This window comes from Shewanella amazonensis SB2B, from assembly GCF_000015245.1.
Taxonomy (GTDB): domain Bacteria; phylum Pseudomonadota; class Gammaproteobacteria; order Enterobacterales; family Shewanellaceae; genus Shewanella; species Shewanella amazonensis.
Genome location: NC_008700.1, coordinates 867989 through 885250 on the forward strand (window position 1 = coordinate 867989; position 17262 = coordinate 885250).

The 17262-nt window shown below is 54.8% G+C and carries 15 protein-coding genes; all 15 read left to right on the plus strand.

Annotated elements, in window-relative coordinates:
* The first annotated feature begins 14 nt into the window (after positions 1-14).
* The 15 genes from cpaB (at position 15) to SAMA_RS03790 (ending at position 17209) form a co-directional block, all read left to right on the plus strand.
* Positions 15-911 (plus strand): Flp pilus assembly protein CpaB, encoded by an 897-nt coding sequence (gene cpaB / locus SAMA_RS03720; RefSeq protein ID WP_011758824.1) that lies wholly within the window; start codon positions 15-17, stop codon positions 909-911.
* A complete protein-coding gene (locus SAMA_RS03725; RefSeq protein WP_041409673.1) occupies positions 908-2227 on the plus strand; it encodes a type II and III secretion system protein family protein in 1320 nt (439 codons plus the stop codon). The genes cpaB and SAMA_RS03725 overlap by 4 nt, the downstream gene beginning before the upstream one ends.
* 8 nt (positions 2228-2235) lie before the next feature.
* A complete protein-coding gene (locus SAMA_RS03730) occupies positions 2236-4005 on the plus strand; it encodes an ATPase, T2SS/T4P/T4SS family (RefSeq protein ID WP_011758826.1) in 1770 nt (589 codons plus the stop codon).
* Complete coding sequence (locus tag SAMA_RS03735) at positions 3998-4849, plus strand: type II secretion system F family protein (RefSeq protein WP_011758827.1); 852 nt, start codon at positions 3998-4000, stop codon at positions 4847-4849. The genes SAMA_RS03730 and SAMA_RS03735 overlap by 8 nt, the downstream gene beginning before the upstream one ends.
* Positions 4850-4857: 8 nt before the next feature.
* Positions 4858-5721: a type II secretion system F family protein gene (locus SAMA_RS03740; protein WP_011758828.1), complete on the plus strand. Its 864-nt coding sequence runs from the start codon at positions 4858-4860 to the stop codon at positions 5719-5721.
* A gap of 1 nt (position 5722) precedes the next feature.
* Positions 5723-6067: a DUF192 domain-containing protein gene (locus SAMA_RS03745; protein ID WP_011758829.1), complete on the plus strand. Its 345-nt coding sequence runs from the start codon at positions 5723-5725 to the stop codon at positions 6065-6067.
* Complete coding sequence (locus SAMA_RS03750; RefSeq protein WP_011758830.1) at positions 6055-6540, plus strand: tetratricopeptide repeat protein; 486 nt, start codon at positions 6055-6057, stop codon at positions 6538-6540. Before SAMA_RS03745 ends, SAMA_RS03750 begins: the two co-directional genes overlap by 13 nt.
* A complete protein-coding gene (locus SAMA_RS03755) occupies positions 6537-7223 on the plus strand; it encodes a TadE/TadG family type IV pilus assembly protein (RefSeq protein ID WP_011758831.1) in 687 nt (228 codons plus the stop codon). The genes SAMA_RS03750 and SAMA_RS03755 overlap by 4 nt, the downstream gene beginning before the upstream one ends.
* Before the next feature lie 17 nt (positions 7224-7240).
* Positions 7241-11404, plus strand: coding sequence for an IPT/TIG domain-containing protein (locus SAMA_RS03760; RefSeq protein WP_011758832.1), 4164 nt, complete (start codon positions 7241-7243; stop codon positions 11402-11404).
* Between the two features lie 56 nt (positions 11405-11460).
* Complete coding sequence (locus SAMA_RS03765) at positions 11461-11931, plus strand: hypothetical protein (RefSeq protein WP_011758833.1); 471 nt, start codon at positions 11461-11463, stop codon at positions 11929-11931.
* 75 nt (positions 11932-12006) lie between these two features.
* Entirely contained in the window at positions 12007-12411 is a 405-nt protein-coding gene (locus tag SAMA_RS03770; RefSeq protein ID WP_011758834.1) for a hypothetical protein, read from the plus strand.
* An 85-nt stretch (positions 12412-12496) separates the two neighbouring features.
* Entirely contained in the window at positions 12497-14263 is a 1767-nt protein-coding gene (locus SAMA_RS03775; protein ID WP_011758835.1) for a hypothetical protein, read from the plus strand.
* Between the two features lie 389 nt (positions 14264-14652).
* Complete coding sequence (locus SAMA_RS03780; protein WP_157608299.1) at positions 14653-15939, plus strand: hypothetical protein; 1287 nt, start codon at positions 14653-14655, stop codon at positions 15937-15939.
* Between the two features lie 93 nt (positions 15940-16032).
* Positions 16033-16713, plus strand: a complete 681-nt coding sequence (locus SAMA_RS03785; RefSeq protein WP_011758837.1) for a hypothetical protein — start codon at positions 16033-16035, stop codon at positions 16711-16713.
* 40 nt (positions 16714-16753) lie between these two features.
* Complete coding sequence (locus SAMA_RS03790) at positions 16754-17209, plus strand: hypothetical protein (protein ID WP_011758838.1); 456 nt, start codon at positions 16754-16756, stop codon at positions 17207-17209.
* Positions 17210-17262 lie beyond the last annotated feature (53 nt).

A 17262-nucleotide genomic window follows, 5' to 3' on the forward strand; every position in this document is an offset into this window, starting at 1 on the left:
AGGAAATCATTGAAATGCAGTCGAAACGCATAGACTTTAACTGGGTCTTGCTGGGGATAGCTTTGGTGCTGGGTAGCCTGGCGGCCTGGGCAACAAAGAACTATTTCATTGTTAAAGAACAGGAAATCCGGGCAGAGCTGTCAAACAGCAATGTAAAAATGGTGGATGTGGTGGTCGCCACCCAGGAACTGCGTAAAGGCGACATCGTCGATGAAACCAATATGTCGGTTCGCTCTATCCGTGCCGATGTCATCCCACTGGATGCGATTCGCCCATCCCAATTCAATGAAGTGGCAGGTCAGATGTTGCTGAGCGAAATGTCTCCTGGGCGGCCGCTTATCAGTGCTTATCTACCCGGCTTCAAAACCAGGCAGTTTTCAGATCTGCTACAGGAAGGCCAGCGCGCCGTCACGATCGACATCAATGAAGAAAACTCGACGGCGGGCATGTTGGTGCCCTCGGATCTGGTGGATCTTTTCCTCAGCTACACAGTGGAAAACGGTGACAGCGAAAGGGTCAAGATGGAGCTCTTGATTGAAAAGGCTCAGGTTTTGGCTACGGGCAAGCGCAGCATAGATGTACATCCCGAGCTGGTGAACTCCATTTACGACAACCCGGATTCTTACAACACAGTTACCCTGGCGCTGTCCACCGAGGATGCGATTCGGGTCTCCCTTGCCAAAGGCCGTGGCAAATTTGTCACCTTGCTGCGCAACAAAGCCGAGTCCGCCCCCGTTGCCGTGACCAATATGTTTGGCGATCAGATTTTTGGTATGTCCGGCGACAAAGGTAGCCATCAGGTTGAATACATCACAGGGGGAGGTGGACTCAAGAGCAGCTTCCAGGAATACCCCTTACCAAAAGAATTGATGGACGAATTAGCTCAGGGAAAAGTTAACACCGCATTATGAAAACTATTAACCAACTGATGATTTTAGGCTGGGTACTTTGCTCAGTGATGCTTTCGGTCGCTTATGCTCATAACAATCAACCGCTTAAGCTTTATGTCGGCGCGGTAGAACTCTATAAGATTGCCAACGTTGAGCGGGTTGTGGTGGGTAACGGTGGCGTGCTCAGTGCCAAGGTATTGGACGAGAAGAATGTGATTCTTATCGGCGAGAGCGAAGGCTTGTCTGATATTCAGCTTTGGCAAAAAGACGGCACCGTGCGCAAGTTAAGCGTGGTGGTCACCAAAGAAAACGCCCAGACCACAGTGGGTACCATGAAGCGGATGCTGGCCGAGTTTCCGTCCATTGAAGTGACAGAGTCGGACGGCGTGATAGTGATCCACGGTGAGGCCGATGCCTCCCAGCGTGAAACTCTGGAAAAGGTGCTGGATGGCAAGGACAACATTCTGCCACTCATCAAATACGTCAAATACGGTAAATCCATCGAGCCCATGGTGAAGATGGAAGTCAAAATCGTTGAGTTCAACAAATCCACCCTGAACAACATTGGGGTGCAATGGGAAAATGTGATGTCGGGTCCCGCCTTTGGGGCCGCCAAGGCATTTACCGCCAACCCGATTTTCAGCGTGTCGTCGCCCGGCCAATATGCCAACAGCATAGGCGGCGCCGTGTCCGATGCCATTGGCGTTCTGGATACCCGAGGCTGGAGTTACTTTGGCATAGTGACAGGTATCGGCTCTCAAATTCAGTTGCTGGCTGAGAAGGGCGATGCCCGCATGCTGGCCGAGCCCAATCTGACCACCCGCAGCGGCGAAGCCGCAAGTTTCCTCGCCGGGGGCGAGATCCCCATCCGCACCGTGAGCGGAGTGGGCTCGGTAGATATCCAGTACAAGGAATACGGCATACGTTTGAACATAGAGCCCGTGGTGGATGCCGATAACAATATCGTCAGCCGGGTGATGGCCGAGGTGAGCGCCGTCGACCCTTCCATCCAGCTCGAGGGCAGTGCCCCCGGCTTTCTGACCCGTCGTACCGAGTCTGTGATTAACGTTAAAAACAAGCAAACCATGGTGATTTCCGGGCTGGTTAACAGCGAAATGTCCAAGGTGGTCAATAAGTTTCCATTGCTGGGTGACATCCCCATTCTGGGTGAACTCTTCAAGTCCCGTAATTTCCGTGAGGAAAAAACCGAGCTGGTGATTTTTGTGACCCCGACCGTGGTGTATCCCGGGGAAGACAGCCATGAGAAGTCCCTCTCCCGCGCCCGGGAGCTGGTTGACGATGCGGCGAAACTGGAAGCCTTTTACATTCTGGATTAGGAGCTGCCATGTTTAACATCATCGTCAGTACGACCAAGGGAACCAAGGTCGGTGAATTCAACTGTATTCACCGTGAGTGCCATATCGGTAAGGACCCGGGGCACCTGATTGTGCTTCGGGGCATTAAGGTGGCCCGTCATCACGCTACACTGCGCCGGGAAGATGACGGCATTTTCATCGAAGACAACCGCAGCATGACAGGCCTGAGGGTAAACGAGCAGCGGGAGAAGCTGTTTGGCCCCCTCAAATACACGGATAAAATCCAGATTGGGGATTATTTTATTCGGGTGCAGGACTCAGACAGCGGCAGCGGATTCACCACCGAATCAGCGGCGCCTGATACCACTCCGGCTGGCACCAATGCCACAGACGTGCCTGCTCATCCTGCCGACGCGTCATTATCAAGTGTCAGCGCGCAATTAAGCGTCAGTGCGCTCCCGGGCGCCGTTGCCACCGGAAAAGCTAAACCACCCGAAGCGCAAACGCCCGAGCGTGAGCAAATTAAGTTGCGCAACCACTGGCGCCGTCAGGTGCACAGGGAACTCTTAAAACAGTTCGATTTGCGTCGGGTAAATGTCAATGAAATGAGTGATATAGAGCTTCGTGAACAGAGTGAAGCCCTGATATTGCACATAGTCGGCCAAATGGCCTTGCCCGAGACCATTGCCGCCACCGACCTTATCCGCGAAGTGCTGGATGAGACCATAGGTCTTGGGCCCCTTGAGGCCCTGATTGCTGACGCAGATGTCACAGAAATCATGGTCAACAGCCACGACCAAATCTTCTTCGAGAAGTCCGGGCAATTGTATTTGTCTGATATTTCCTTCTCTGACGATCAGGCGGTGCTGGGGGCCATCGAGCGCATCGTGGCCCCCATTGGCCGGCGTATCGACGAAGGCTCGCCCATGGTGGATGCCCGTTTGAAGGACGGCTCGCGGGTAAACGCCGTGATCCCGCCGCTGGCACTCAAGGGCCCCTGTATCACCATCCGTAAATTTATGCAGCGTCGTCTGGGTGCCAGCGACCTGGTTGGCTTTGGTTCCATGAGTCAGCACATGGCGGACTTCCTGGAAATGGCGGTGAAGCAGAAGTGCAATGTGGTGATATCCGGCGGTACCGGCTCGGGTAAAACCACCTTGCTCAACGTGCTGTCGAATTTTATCCCGGAAGATGAGCGCATCATTACCGTGGAGGATGCGGCAGAGCTCAGGTTGTATCAGCCCAACCTGGTTTCCCTGGAAGCGCGTCCGCCCAACCAGGAAGGCAAGGGTGCCATTGAGATTCGCGATCTGGTGAAAAACTGTTTGCGGATGCGCCCCGACCGGGTGGTGATTGGTGAGTGCCGCGGCGGTGAGGCGCTGGACATGCTGCAGGCCATGAACACCGGTCACGACGGTTCTCTGACCACGGCCCACTCCAACTCCCCCAGGGACTGTATTTCGCGCCTGGAGGTGATGGTGATGATGTCGGGTATGGACCTGCCCATTCAGGCCATTCGCGAACAAATTGCCTCTGCGGTCAATATCATAGTGCAGCAATCGCGCTTCTCAGATGGTTCGAGGCGTATCACCAGCATCTGTGAAGTCACCGGGATGGAAGGCAGTACTGTGCAGCTGTCAGAAATATTTAAGTTTCAGCAGACCGGCTTCAGTGAGCAGGGCAAGGTGATGGGGTTTTATACCGCCACAGGTACCATTCCCGAGTTTTACGAGTCTCTGCGCCGACGGGGAGTGCGGGTTCAGTTGGATATCTTCGACAGGGATGCGCGTTATGGGTGATGTGATGCTCGCCATGGTCCTGGCCTTTGTCTCAGTCACAGTGCTGGTGTGGTCTGCCAAGCATCTGGGTGAGTCGCTGGCCAAACGATACCGGGAAACCTTTACCACCTCGGCCAGTACCAATCTGGCCGACATGTTCCTGTTCATTGAGCCGGGCCAGCTGTTTTTGCTGAACGTGCTGACCCTGGTCTCAGTGCCTTTCTTCGGCCGCCTGTTCTTTGGCTCATGGGTGGTAGGGATATTGCTCAGTGTGCTGTTGGCACTCTTGCCCCGTTATCTCTACCGCTATCTGCATCAAAGGCGCAGACGCAGGTTTGTGCACCAGTTACCGGACGCGCTGAATATGATTGCGGCGTCGATGCAGGCGGGTGCCAACGTGACCAATGCCATCGAGTTTATGGCCGATGAAATGGATGCGCCCATCAAGCAGGAGTTCCAGTTGTTTTTGCGTGAGCAGCGGCTGGGGGTGGAGTTCAACACGGCGCTGGATAACGTCTACAAACGCATCCCCGAGAGCGAGTTTCAGCTGGTCGTTGCAGGGATGCAAATCTCCCGCGATGTGGGTGGCAACCTGGCCGAGGTGCTGGTGCGGCTGTCTGAAACCCTGCGTAAAAAAATCGAGATGGAAGGCAAGATCACCTCGCTCACCTCACAGGGCAAGATGCAGGGCATAGTCATGACCCTGTTGCCGGTTGCGATCGGCTTCACCCTGTATCATATGGAGCCTGTATCCATGGGACGAATCTTAACCGAGCCCGTGGGCTGGGCCGTGATAGCCGTGTCGTCCCTGTTGCTCTTTGGTGGTTACATGACCATCAAGAAAATCATCACCATCGATGTGTAGGAGCGACCATGGTTAATCTGATTGTGACCTTTTACACCCTGGCGCTGATTTTTTTGCTGGTGTCCTGCGCCCGCATTTACCGGCGGGTACCCGAAGAGCGCCGGGAGTTTATGGACCCCCTCACCCCCGGGCTCAAGCTGATTTGGCCGTTGGTGAATGTGGTGGCCTTTTACTTCAGCGAAAAGCTCAGCGTGGACTATCTGGAGCGTATCGCCAAAAAACTGCAGGTATCCGGTTTATCGTACCTGATGACGGCAGAGCAATACTTTGCCATCCGCATCCTGAGCACCCTGTTTGCCACCTTTATTGTGTGGCTGGGTTGTTGGATGCTGGACGAACTATCGGCCAACTACCTGCTGCTGGCCGCCATCGCCGGTTACTTTTTGCCCATGCTGACCCTGAACGATCTACGCCGTACGCGTCAGGAGCAAATCGTCAAGGTGCTGCCGGTGTACCTCGACTATCTGACCATGGCCATTGAGGCCGGACTCAACATGTCTGCAGCCATTGCCCAGGCGGTGGAACGCGGCCCCGATGGGCCGCTGAAAATCGAGTTTGAAAAGGTGATCCGCGATATGCGTGCGGGTATCTCCCGGGCACAGGCATTTCGCAACATGGCCGACCGGGTCCAGATAAGTGAGCTTAACAGTCTGGTCAGTGCGCTGGCACAGGCAGAACGTACCGGGGCGAGTCTGGGTTACACCCTGCGGATCCAGGCCGATCAGCGCCGGGTGGAACGTTTCCAGCGCGCCGAGAAAAAGGCCATGGAAGCGCCCATCAAACTGATGTTCCCCCTTATCATGTTTATCTTCCCGGTGACCTTTTTGATCCTCTTGTTCCCCATCCTGTCCAAGTTCCTGTTTGAGATGTGACATGAAGCGAGCGCAATTCAAACATGGCCCCAGTGGCAAGGCAATTGAGGTATGGCTCGCCAATACCCCCTGGCTGAGACTGAGGGGATTGTTGGGGAGGCCCCCTCTGGGCGAACAGGAGGCCATGCTCATCAATCGTTGTGGCTCAGTGCACACCTGTTGGATGGGCTATGCACTGGATTTGGTGTTTCTGGACAGGGAATTGCGGGTGCTGAAAGTAACCGAGCAACTGCGCCCCTGGCGCAGCGCCTCCTGCATGGGGGCATTTCAGGTAATGGAGCTGGCCCCGGGTGCCGTGGCCGCAATGCAAGTTCGTGTGGGAGATAATTTTCAATGGATAGAGTGAGTAAAATGTGGGCCTCCGTGGCCCTGAGTCTGATGTTGGTGGCGTGTAGTTCAACTGCCAATAAGCCCGATCACAACGGCAATCCACAGATTATGGCACTGCAATCCCAGGCCGAAGCCGCCTATAAGATGGCAAAGCTGGATCAGGCCGAGAGCCAGTATCTGCAGGTGCTGCAGTCGGTGCCCAACTATGCCCCCGCCTGGTTTCGTCTGGGTAACATCTATACCCGTACCGGTCGCCACGATGCCGCCATCGCCGCCTACCAACGCTGTATCGAACTGGAGCCGGATAATCAAAAAGCCTGGTACAACATGGGCTTGGTCCGTCTCAAACAATCCACCGAAATCCTGGAGTCCATTGAGCGCCGTGGTGATAAAGAGTCCCCCGTGGGCAGGCAGATAAGCGCCCTGTTGGACGCACTCAATCAATTGCAACGTGAACCCGGCGCTGACACCCAGGTGGGTATGCAATGAAATTGCATCTGCGTCGAACTCAGCGCGGTCAGGCCATGTTCGAATTCAATCTGGTGTTGCCGCTTCTCATCCCCTTCGTGCTGCTGGGGATGATGCTGGCAGTACAGTGGGCGTTTGTGTATGTGGCTAAAACCACGCTGGATTCGGCGACTGCCAAAGCGGTACGTGCCGGTGCACTGGATCACGGCAGTCGCAGTGCGATGAATCGGGCGTTGGCCGAAGGTCTGGTGCCTTTGTATGTCCGTGAGACAGGACTGACAGACGCGCAGCTGGCCATGGTCGAAGCGAGAGCCGCCGTGGCGCTGCAAAGCAGGCTGACAGTGCTCAGCCCCACACAGGCTGTGTTCGACCGTTTTAAATACCGAGCCCGGGTCAACAATAACTCGGTATACGAAATCCCCAACGACAACCTCATGTACCGCAGCACGGCACAACAGGATGTGGGTGACGGCCGTAAGCTCAATATTCAGGACGCCAATTTACTGCAAATAGAAGTGCGATGGTGCCACAAATTGGTGGTGCCATTTGCCAACTATATGATTGAAAAGATTATTACCTCGATAGAGTACCTGCCCGGCAATGAACAGCTTGCCTGTAATGCTCTGGGTGCCGCCACCGGGGATGTGTATTTGGCCATGGTTTCACAGGGGATGATGCGGATGCAAACCCCCTTCAGGATGTAAGTGATAAGGGAATAACAATGAACCATAAAAAGCTCACGCTGGCGTTGATGGTTGCCAGCTCTTTGGCCCTGGGCGGCTGCAATGGCGAACTCGAGCCAGGGGAGGGGGGCACACCCACCACTCCGCCTACCACGCCACCGGATTCGGGCAACCCCACTACGCCGCCTACCACCCCCGACGATGAGGACAAGGTGGGGACCTGGGAAAACAAAGATGAAGATGATGATGGCATCGCGGATGACAAGGATGATTATCCCTTCGATGCCCAGCGCAGTCAGTATCCCAGCTTTAATGAAGCAGAACCCAACGATAATCCCGGGGTGGCTACGCCCATCAGTCTGGACGGCGGCGTTGTGGTTAACGGGGTGATCTCCTCTGAGCTGGACAAGGGCGATCTCTATCGTTTTTCGCTGACCGAACCCACATCGCTCACCGCATATTTGTATGCCCAGTCACCCAGATTCCTGCCTCAGGTGTATGTCTCCAATGAGCAGGGGCTGGTGCAGAACGATATAGTGTTGCACAAGAGCCAAAGCCCCAACGTCTATGTAGTGAATTTTCAGCTGCATGAGGCCGGTACTTATCACCTCAGTGTGATAGATGAAGCCTTCTCGGGTGAACCCGATTTGAGCTATCAGGTCACCATGTTTGTGGATGCCGATGTTGACGCCTTCGATGATGAGAAAGAGCTGGCTTTAGGCTCAGATATCGAAAATCAGGACCTCGATGCCGATGGCATCATCGATGGTTTGGAGTTTTCCGGCACCCTGGCTTTTATTGGTACGGATATCGATGGCGATGGGCAGCCAAACTGGCGTGATACTGACGCCGATGGCGATGGCTTTGACGATGTCGTTGAAGGCGTAAGTGATCTGGACAGGGATTTGAAGCCGAACTTTCTGGATCTGGATGCCGATGGTAACGGCATAGACGATGCCGTGGAAGGGGGCGATCCGGCCGATCCCCTCAACACAGACGGCGACCGCTTTATCGATCATCTGGATCTGGATGATGACAACGACGGCATATTTGACGTCAATGACCTGCAGCGCCTCGTTCCCGCCAACACTGTGGTGTGGCAAGCGCCGGGTGATCTCTTTGTATCTCAGCTTCACACCCTGTTTGAGGGCAGCAGCATCCTTAACTTTATCCGCGCCGGTGACAGTTTCGAGCTGTGGGTAGAAGGCTATCCCGCAGCGCCGGAAAGTCCACTGCTGGTGGCCAATATCAATGGCCAGGATTTCAACCTGTTCCCCACCCAAACGGTGCGTGAAGGCGAGATTACCCGCTTAAGATTCAAGCTCCCTGAGGTGGCGGGTAAGGGCCGTCTGTCAGTGGTGGCGGGTACTGAAAAGTCAGAAGCCTTCCCCATAGAAATTGGCGATGCCACTTTGCCGCTGCTGCTTAAAAGCAACCCGGTCGAACTTAGCGCCGGGCAGCAAATCACCCTGAGCGGTGACAACTTCGATGAAGATACCACGGTATTCTTCAACAAGTTGGCAAGCTCCATCAGCCTGATTGATACCAACACCCTGAGCGTGACTGTGCCCGAGGGGGTAACCGGCGGCAGCTACTATGTCACCAACAGTTTCGGTACCAGTAATCTGGTGACCTTTATGGTGCAACAGACGGTTGCGGTGAAGGTATCGGCCAGCGCACCCAAGCCTTTGGCAGCCATCGGCGGTATCTATCCTGAATTTGCCACAGCTATCAGTGGCAGCAGCTATGACATGACCAAGGCCGGAACCCTGCCCGAAGTGGTGTTCTCTTACACCCGCAACGAGCAGGGTGAGCTTGAGTCCTATCTCAGTGCGCTCTACCGGGTAGATGACACCGCAATCGACTTCAGCTTTGAAAGCACGGTGCTGGCCAATATGGTGCTGCACTTAAGCTTTTATGCCGACGCCAGGGGGCTGAGCACAGATGCCTTCGTGGCCTTGCTGAAAACCACCGACGCCTATGCGGCCTATGTCGCCGACGCTACAGCGCAGCTGAACGCTGACAATGCTTTCTTTGCCTTTAAAGGGCGCAGTGACGCCACAGTGGCATTGCTCAAGCGCCATGAGGCAGCCATTAAAGAGGAGCTTTCGGCCCGTCATCCCGCCATGGCTAAAGCCCGCGCCAGGGAGCCAGTTGCAGCCTCGGCTGCAGACAATACCCATCTGTCCCATATCGAGCCCAGCATAGTTTCCTACCCCGAAACCAATGGCACCTGGGATGCGTTTGATATGTCACTGGAGGCCACCACTTTTGCTGAGAATTCCAGCGAAATTCTCAATAATTGTGGCGCCGGAGTGGATCCCAAATGGTATGAGATTTTGAATGCCGACGGCTGTGTGGAGTTGCAAAACCGCAGCCAGCTTTACCTCAGCGCCCGGGTCTATCCACTGGACCCTGCCACAGGCGCAATCAACATGGATGAGCAAGCCCTTAACAGCCCGTTGCAGGAACACATCACCACCCCCTGGGACTCTGGCATGCTGGGCCCACAAACAGGCACCTGGCTGGGCTTTTCTCTTTGGTCTGCCGACTCGCTCATCGATAAGTGCGTGTACAAAGATTGCCTGTATCAAATTATCACCCCGGGTGTGGATGGTATTTTCGGCCCCAGCCCATTTACCCTGCGTGGCGCTGCGGACTACGACAAGCGGGCACAGGATGCCCGCAAGATGCTGGCAATCCGCACCATCATCGATAACGTGGTGATTCGCTTTTACTCGATTCTGTTCAACGCCGCCGGTGTTGATTTGAACGACAGCAAGTACAAGAAAGAAGCCACGGCGCTGGCCATCGTTAAGGCGGTTTATCAATATCTGCCGGCAATCAGCACCGAGATCGATAAGATCATGGCCAAAGATAACCCCACAGATGCCGACTGGCTCAACCTGGCCGAAAGCCTGGGGAAAGAGATTTACAGCAAGGAAATCAAAGCTGTTATTTCAGATCCCGCCAACCTGGCTTCCTACGGGCCAATCACCATGGCGATTTTGACAGCCTGCGAAATCGACTCCAGCTACTTCATCAACAAGATGATCCAGAAAGTGGCCGAGAAGTTTATCCCCGGTTGGGGGCAAATCACTGCCGCGTATGAGGCCAGCCAGCTGGCTGACGCCATGATAGATATGGCGTCCACGGTAAAGGATCTGGCTGTGGTACCCACCAAGCTTGATTACGTGGTGACTTGGGGCCTGAAGGCATCTGACATTACCCCAAGAGCGATCCAGAAGACCAATGAAATCAAACGTTTCACCATTGTTGGTAGCGGCATGGCTGTGGTGAAGAACAAATTGGGTGATGACAAACCCGAGGTGAAGGTATTCGATACCGGCAACGGCAACAAGGAGCTGAATACTGAGTTCAACACGGTGAATAAACAGGGTACCGAGCTGGTATTTGAGCTTAATCGCATCGACCAAATCCAGGAAGCCGTTGGGCCACTGCGGGTCGAGGTACACCACAGGGATGATGTGTCTGAAGTGCCCTATGAAATCCTGATTGGCACCGATCTGACCATTGCCAATATAACCCCTGCCAAGGGAACGGCCGGTAAAGAAGTGGTGATCACGGGCATTGGATTCAGTAAGCAACCCATGGGGAACAAAGTCACCTTCAGTGGCGGTGGTGGCGAACGCCTGGTGGCGGCAGTGAAGTCTGCATCAACCGATACCCTGGTGGTGATTGTGCCCAATGGCATCGTCAGCGGTTATGTCACAGTGGGCGTGGCCGAGGACCTCAGTAACGAGTATCCCTTTGCCGGTGCCAGTCAGGTGCTTATTACCTTTGGTGATAACGGCAATATCAACGACGACGTATTCAAGTTGTCGGTTAATGGCAAGGTGCTGTACGACAACAATCAGCCTAAGCGCGCCGTGGGGCCAATTCCTGTGTCGCTGGAAGACGGTGAGCACACAGTCACCCTTACAGGGATCCGCGCCGATGACGGTATCGCCACCTACTACATCGAGTTTGAAGGTGATGTGACCAGCGTCAGCGGCGATGCTCTGTCGGGGCGTGACCTTTGCCCTGATACCCACAAAAATTACCACATTCAGGTGGCGGCCAGTGGCGATACCGGTGCCTCGCCGGCTCCTCAGCGTGTGCGTAAGATATTGGAGTTACAGCCGGAATTGGCATCAGCTTCCGCTGAAACTGTGACAGAATGCCCGGTGAAAAATCCCTGATAACACCGCCGGACATCCGTTGGGTGTCCGGCTTTTTCACAGGAGTAACCACCCATATGAAAACAAAAACAACCCTGGTACTGGCCCTGATAACCGGTTTGGCATCCTCTGCTGCTTTTGCCCGGGATGCGGAGTTTCCCGCGCTGCAGGACAACTGTAAAAAAGCAGTCGACATAGTCACCAACAAAGACCTGGCGCTGATGAAGGAACTCTTTTTGCCCCTGGATATGCCCGACAGCATGTACATGGCGCACATTGAGAAGATCCACCACTGGGCCTTTGTAAAACCCTATACCGGCATCAACAACTTCACCATTGATGGGGTGCGTTGGTTTGAAAACGCCCAGCAAGCTGAAAACGAGACTGTACAGGGCGAAGCCATTGACCGGGGGCTTGAGGAGGTGGTGTGGGTCACCTACAGCTTTGACTCAACCGACAGTCGCAGCGGCAAAGCTACCGTCCGTACCAGCCATTGTCAGTTCGGTTTGAAGGAGGGCAAATGGTACATGTACAACCTGCTCAAGTAAGCTTTTTTATTTATACAAGTCGCTGATTATTAAGAACACAACTGGATTTTTACCCCAAAAAGGAAGTCGTTGAAAATGAAATTGAAGTATCTCTCTCTGGTCGCCGCATTAACGGGTCTTGCTGCCTGCTCTTCCACCGAGCCGCCGCCACGGGTCGCGCAGGACAAAAAAGTGGCCGTGGAAGGTGTTGAGCTCACCTTCGGTGGCAGCTTTGATGAGCGTAAAAATCTGCTGGTGCTGAAGGTGAATGGCGATCCCATCATGCAGGGCTCTTTCCCTCCTTACACCCCAACCCAGAACCTGAGTGCCAAATACAAGGATATGAACATCAAAGGAAATTGCTACTTTGGTTCAGTACTTGGCCGTCAGGGTGGGGCATTCGGCGCCATTGCCGGTGCTATTCAATCGTCCAAAAACAGCACCGCCGACAAGTGTGAGCTGCTGGTGGATGGCAAGCAGGTAGAACAGCTGTATTTCTGATTGTGAGCCTGTGCGGGGCGGTATGTTGCCGCCCTTTTTTATGGATAGTTGATGGAGATGGCCCAGAGCCATACAGGATGTTTCCATGATGAAATTCAAATACGCCCGCAATGTGCTGGCATTGGCAGTAGTGAGTGCATTGGCCGGAGGCTGCGGCGGCTCTGATTCAGATACTGAGCCGCCAACGACACCCGAACATGCCCAAAAGGTCGTGGGCTCGGTAAGTTTTAACGGCGCTGTGGCGGGCGCCTCGGTATGCGCGGACTTAAATTTGAGTGCCAGCTGTGACAGCGATGAGCCAGGGGCTGTCAGCGATGCAGAAGGTGCCTTTACCCTTGAGTGGCAAAGCACTGAGGAAGCGCCCGACTATCTGTTGGTGGCCGACCTGCCACAGGCCGCTTCGGTCGCTGTCATTTCTCCCCTTTCGATGACGCCCAAATCAGTCGCCCCTGCCGGCGCCCCTGCCCGCGCCCCTGCTGGCGCCCCTGTCCACGCCCAAGGTTTGGCCGCAGTGTCACCACCGCCCGTGACCGAACGCTTGCTGGCACGAAAAGACCACGGCGGCATCATCAATCCGCTGACTGATATTGAAGTCAGGCGTCTGGAGGGGGCCGATGCAGCCGACGCTGTCGCCATTTCCGCCCGGCTTAAACTGCTGTTGCCGACGATTTTCGGTGTTGACGCCGGGGACCCCTATGGCGTCACGGCCGCTGAAACTGAGACACAGGCTTTTACCGATGCGCTGGCACTCCTGACTCATATCGAGTCACTGATTGATGGCCAGCTGTCCCAGGCACTCGCCGCCGAAGAGGTGCTGTTTGTCAGCCAGACTTTACTGCAGTCTCTCGCCGGGGAGGCCGGAATGCCTGTGACGGATTGGCTTGCGACCGACCCGTTGAATTTACGCTACCGTGTCAGTGATGTTCTGAAAAATCTTGGGTATATCACATCGCCCATCGATGAGCGCCTGATGTGGGACCAGGACTGGGCCTTGCTAGCCAAAAATGAGACCGAAGATGATGGCGAAAGCCACCTGTTCAATCTGATGACTGTGGGTGACAAGGTGTTTGCCGAGCTCAGAGCCGGCAGCACTGAATCGAGTCTCTTGGTGACTGTCAGCGAGGGTGTGGTATCCCGGATGGAGCTTGGTGGCGAAGCGCTGGCGTCTGAGTGCTGGAACACTGAGCTCAGCCAGTGGGTTGGCCCCAATGGCGCCGACGGTTATGAGGTGCCTGAGCCCATCACCTTGGATAACCGCCTCACCCGTGTCTATGAAGGCACCTACGTGCCTGTTGTCATGACCGTGGATAAGTTCAGTGCCAGCGACTCTGAATTTCAAACCCTGATTGCAACCTTGCCGGCCCCCCTTAAGTTAACCAACGTCAGCTGGCCGGATACCATTTATCGACTGCAATATCAGCAAACCGGGGATGTACTTTGCCGGTCTGAAGGAGCCCTCAGTCATGGCTTTGATACCCCGATGGCTGAGATAGACTCGGTGGCCATTATCGAGGCTCTCTGGCGCTACGAGTTTGATGATGGAGCTTATCAACTGATTGAGGATAATCGCTTTATTATCAAGTCTGATGTAGTGGCGGGGCAGGACATGACCTATGAATGGACACTTCAGACGGCACCCAATGGCTCCCCCATGTTGCACATCCAGGTTGTGGAAGGATTGCCACCGGAGCTTGTGGGCCTCGATGAGGGGGATTACTGGCTTTTGGAGCAGGGCAGTCTCAGCGAGGTAGAGCTCAACCGTAGTTTTGATTCCAGGGCATTGAATTGGCTGTGGTTAAGTTATGACGAAAGCTTTTCGCCCACGCTCAAGGCCCACCTGAACGGCCTTTGATAAAAGCGGTTTATCAGTCATTAAGGGCGCCTGCAATTGGGCGCCCTGTTTTTATCCACGGTTTGGCATTGCGGGGATGACAGAAGAATGCGTCACGGTATTTATCGACGCTTCTACTCACGCGTTTTCTGGCGTTGAATCTGATGCTGTTGCCTGAGCCTGCACGCAAATTGCGAAACCCATTGGGCGCGCACTTAAAGGGCTAAAAGCCTTTAAATCGTTCAATTTGCAACGTATCCTGTATGGCTCATGGACGCATATCAGCAAATAACAGGGACGAGATTATGCTCAAGCGCGCTTTTTTTCACGCCCATATTTCTCAGACAGTTCATCTCCGGCAAGCTCCTTTGCTCCCGGCCGTTTCTTACGCTCTGATGGGGCTTGTCGCCATGTCTGCACTCGCCATTCGCCCGGCATTGGCTGCGGACAGAGACAGTCTTATCGCCGAATTTGAAGCCCAAACCAAGCCACTCCTGCGCAAGGGGCGTACCAAAAGCCATGGCTGGGACGATGAGGCATTCCGAAATGGTCTGGAGCGACACAATGGTGATGCGAAGGCACTGCTCGGCGAAGGCTGGCCCGCGCGATTTTTAGCCGATGCAAAAGGTCAGCGTGTACTCGCTGGCCAGTACCGTGCCGCCCTGGCAAAACTTATCAGTGACATGCCAGCCGAAAGCCAATGCAAAGACCCTGCCCCTCTGGCGCGGGTGGATGAGGCACTGGCACAGACAGATGCTTACATCGAGCGCCTTAAGGGCTATGGCACCATTGCCGACCAGGGCGCAGCCTATCAGGCGGTGATGGACATGAGCATCAGTCACAGCCGGGTGCTTTCTGTAATGGAGCTGGGGGAAACCTTCCGCACCTGTGTGCTGACCGATGATGTGCCGGCAATGTCCCAGGGATTATCCGGTGACAACGGCGACATGATAGCCAAGGCGTTGATAGCGGCGCTGGCGGGTGAAAATATGGATGCATCGGAAGACCAGACAGAGTTGACTGGCGACTATGACCCGGCCCGTTCAATGGAAGGTTCGGATACTATGCTGAGTGAAAATCTCAGTGGCATGGGTGAGAGCGAGGGTGAGGCTGCGTCAGCCCAAATGCACTCAATCCGGGGCGACTCACAGCATGATGAGGCACAGCCATTGGCGAGTATGCCCATCTCGACGCTGCAGTTTGCCGACCCTGTAATCGGCGAGTGTATCAAGGCCGCCGCCAAGCGTTTTGGGGTCAGTTTTACAAACGAGCTTGAACTGCTTTCCTGCCCGCTTAAGGGGGCGTCGGTGAGCCTTGATGATCTCCAGTACTTCAGTGAACTTGGCACTCTGTCGCTGGAAAATGGCAGTATCAGGCAGATACGCACCGGCATGCCACAGTCGCTCCAGTCATTGTTGCTGAATAAGGTGAAACTGCAGAGTTTTTCGGGCTTTACGGCGGTAAAAATGTTCCAGCTGAGCCGTGTTTCGGTGGCAGATTGGTCTGCTATAGCGTCGCTCAAAAACGCCACCTTGCAGCTGGAGCACATCGACTGCGCCGGACTCAAATCCCAGGTGGATGCCGGGGCTGTGGTGGTGATAACCAAAGGACTGACTCCCGCTTTGCAGGCAGAGACATTTGCCCTTGCCGAACGCACTGGTATCCCCCTTGCCACCTCAGATTGTCCGGCAGGTTGATAAATGAAGAAACAAGCTCCATCCGATTCGATTGCACAATCCACGAGTGTCCTCAGGCAAGCTGACCTTCGCCAGCTGGGACGGGGCGCGCGCATGCACCTTCACAAAGATGCTCGGGGGCATTGGTATTTTCGCAGTGAACGTCAAAGCCAACGGGTGATATACGGTGCCATCGCGCTGGTGCCCATGGGGGCGTCGCTGTTTATGTCTTTGGTGCTTAAAGGCAACGAAGCGGTGATCTATGGGGTGTTTGCCGCGCTCTTATCGCCAGTTGCCCTGGTACTGCTGGGTTACCGTGAGCATCTGGTGTTTGTGCCCGGCAATCTGATTAGAAGACGCAGCTTTTGGGGACGCGGCGAGAAAGACGTTGAGCGCTGGCCCACAGGTTCTGTTTCCCTGGTGGCAGAGCCGTTGGTGCAGCTCGACAAGGGGTGCTGGCTGTCGCTGGAGGCAGGAAAACGCCTGTCCCGTTACAGCATAGGTGAAGAGGCCGAAACCCTGGCCCTGGCAAAGTGTCTGGGAGCGCAAACCGGTGCGGCGGCATGCGAGCGGATGAGTGATTATCCCCACGCCCGCCCAATACAAGCTGCGGCTGACTTTGATAGCGAAACCGCACCAGACAAACATCCAAATGCAGCCGTGACGGCTGTTCCGGCTCCACAATCCTCAGCGCAGGCGCCCTTCGCGACAGTACGCGGCTCGTTTTGGCGTGCTTTGTTGCCGCTGCCGATGTTTATTGCACTGGGGACGCTGCTCTTATGGCTGGGCTACTGATTTTGCTGATGAGAATTGATTTGAACAGGCGACTGAACCGATGAAGTGGATCAAGGAAAGCGACGCCCGTGGCAGTCTGGTGCTGGGGAACCGGGTTGCACTTGTGATTCTGGGGATGATTCCGCTTATCCCAACGCTGATATTTTCGGGTATTGGCTTTAACGGCAATAGCAGGCACATGTTGCTGTGGGCTCTCACGGCCAGTTTCAGCTGGCATTGCCTGTTTGCCAATCACAGGGTGACCATAGACAAGGGGCGCGGACTGCTCAAACGCCGAATAAGCAGCCTCTATACCCTGCTACAGGTGCAGGTCAAACTTGAAGATATCCAGGCCTTTGTGGTCACCCGCCGAGGCGGCGACAGGAATAAGTACCAGTTGCTGGTCTTGGGTAAGCAAGGGCAACGGGAGCGATTATTGGTGGGATTCAACAGCCAGATGATGGAGGCGGGTAAACATCTGGCCGAATTCTGCGACAAGCCGCTGGTGGAAGATTAGTTGGTTTCCACCTCCCAAAGTGGCGTTTTATTCTTTGCCCTGACAACAAATTC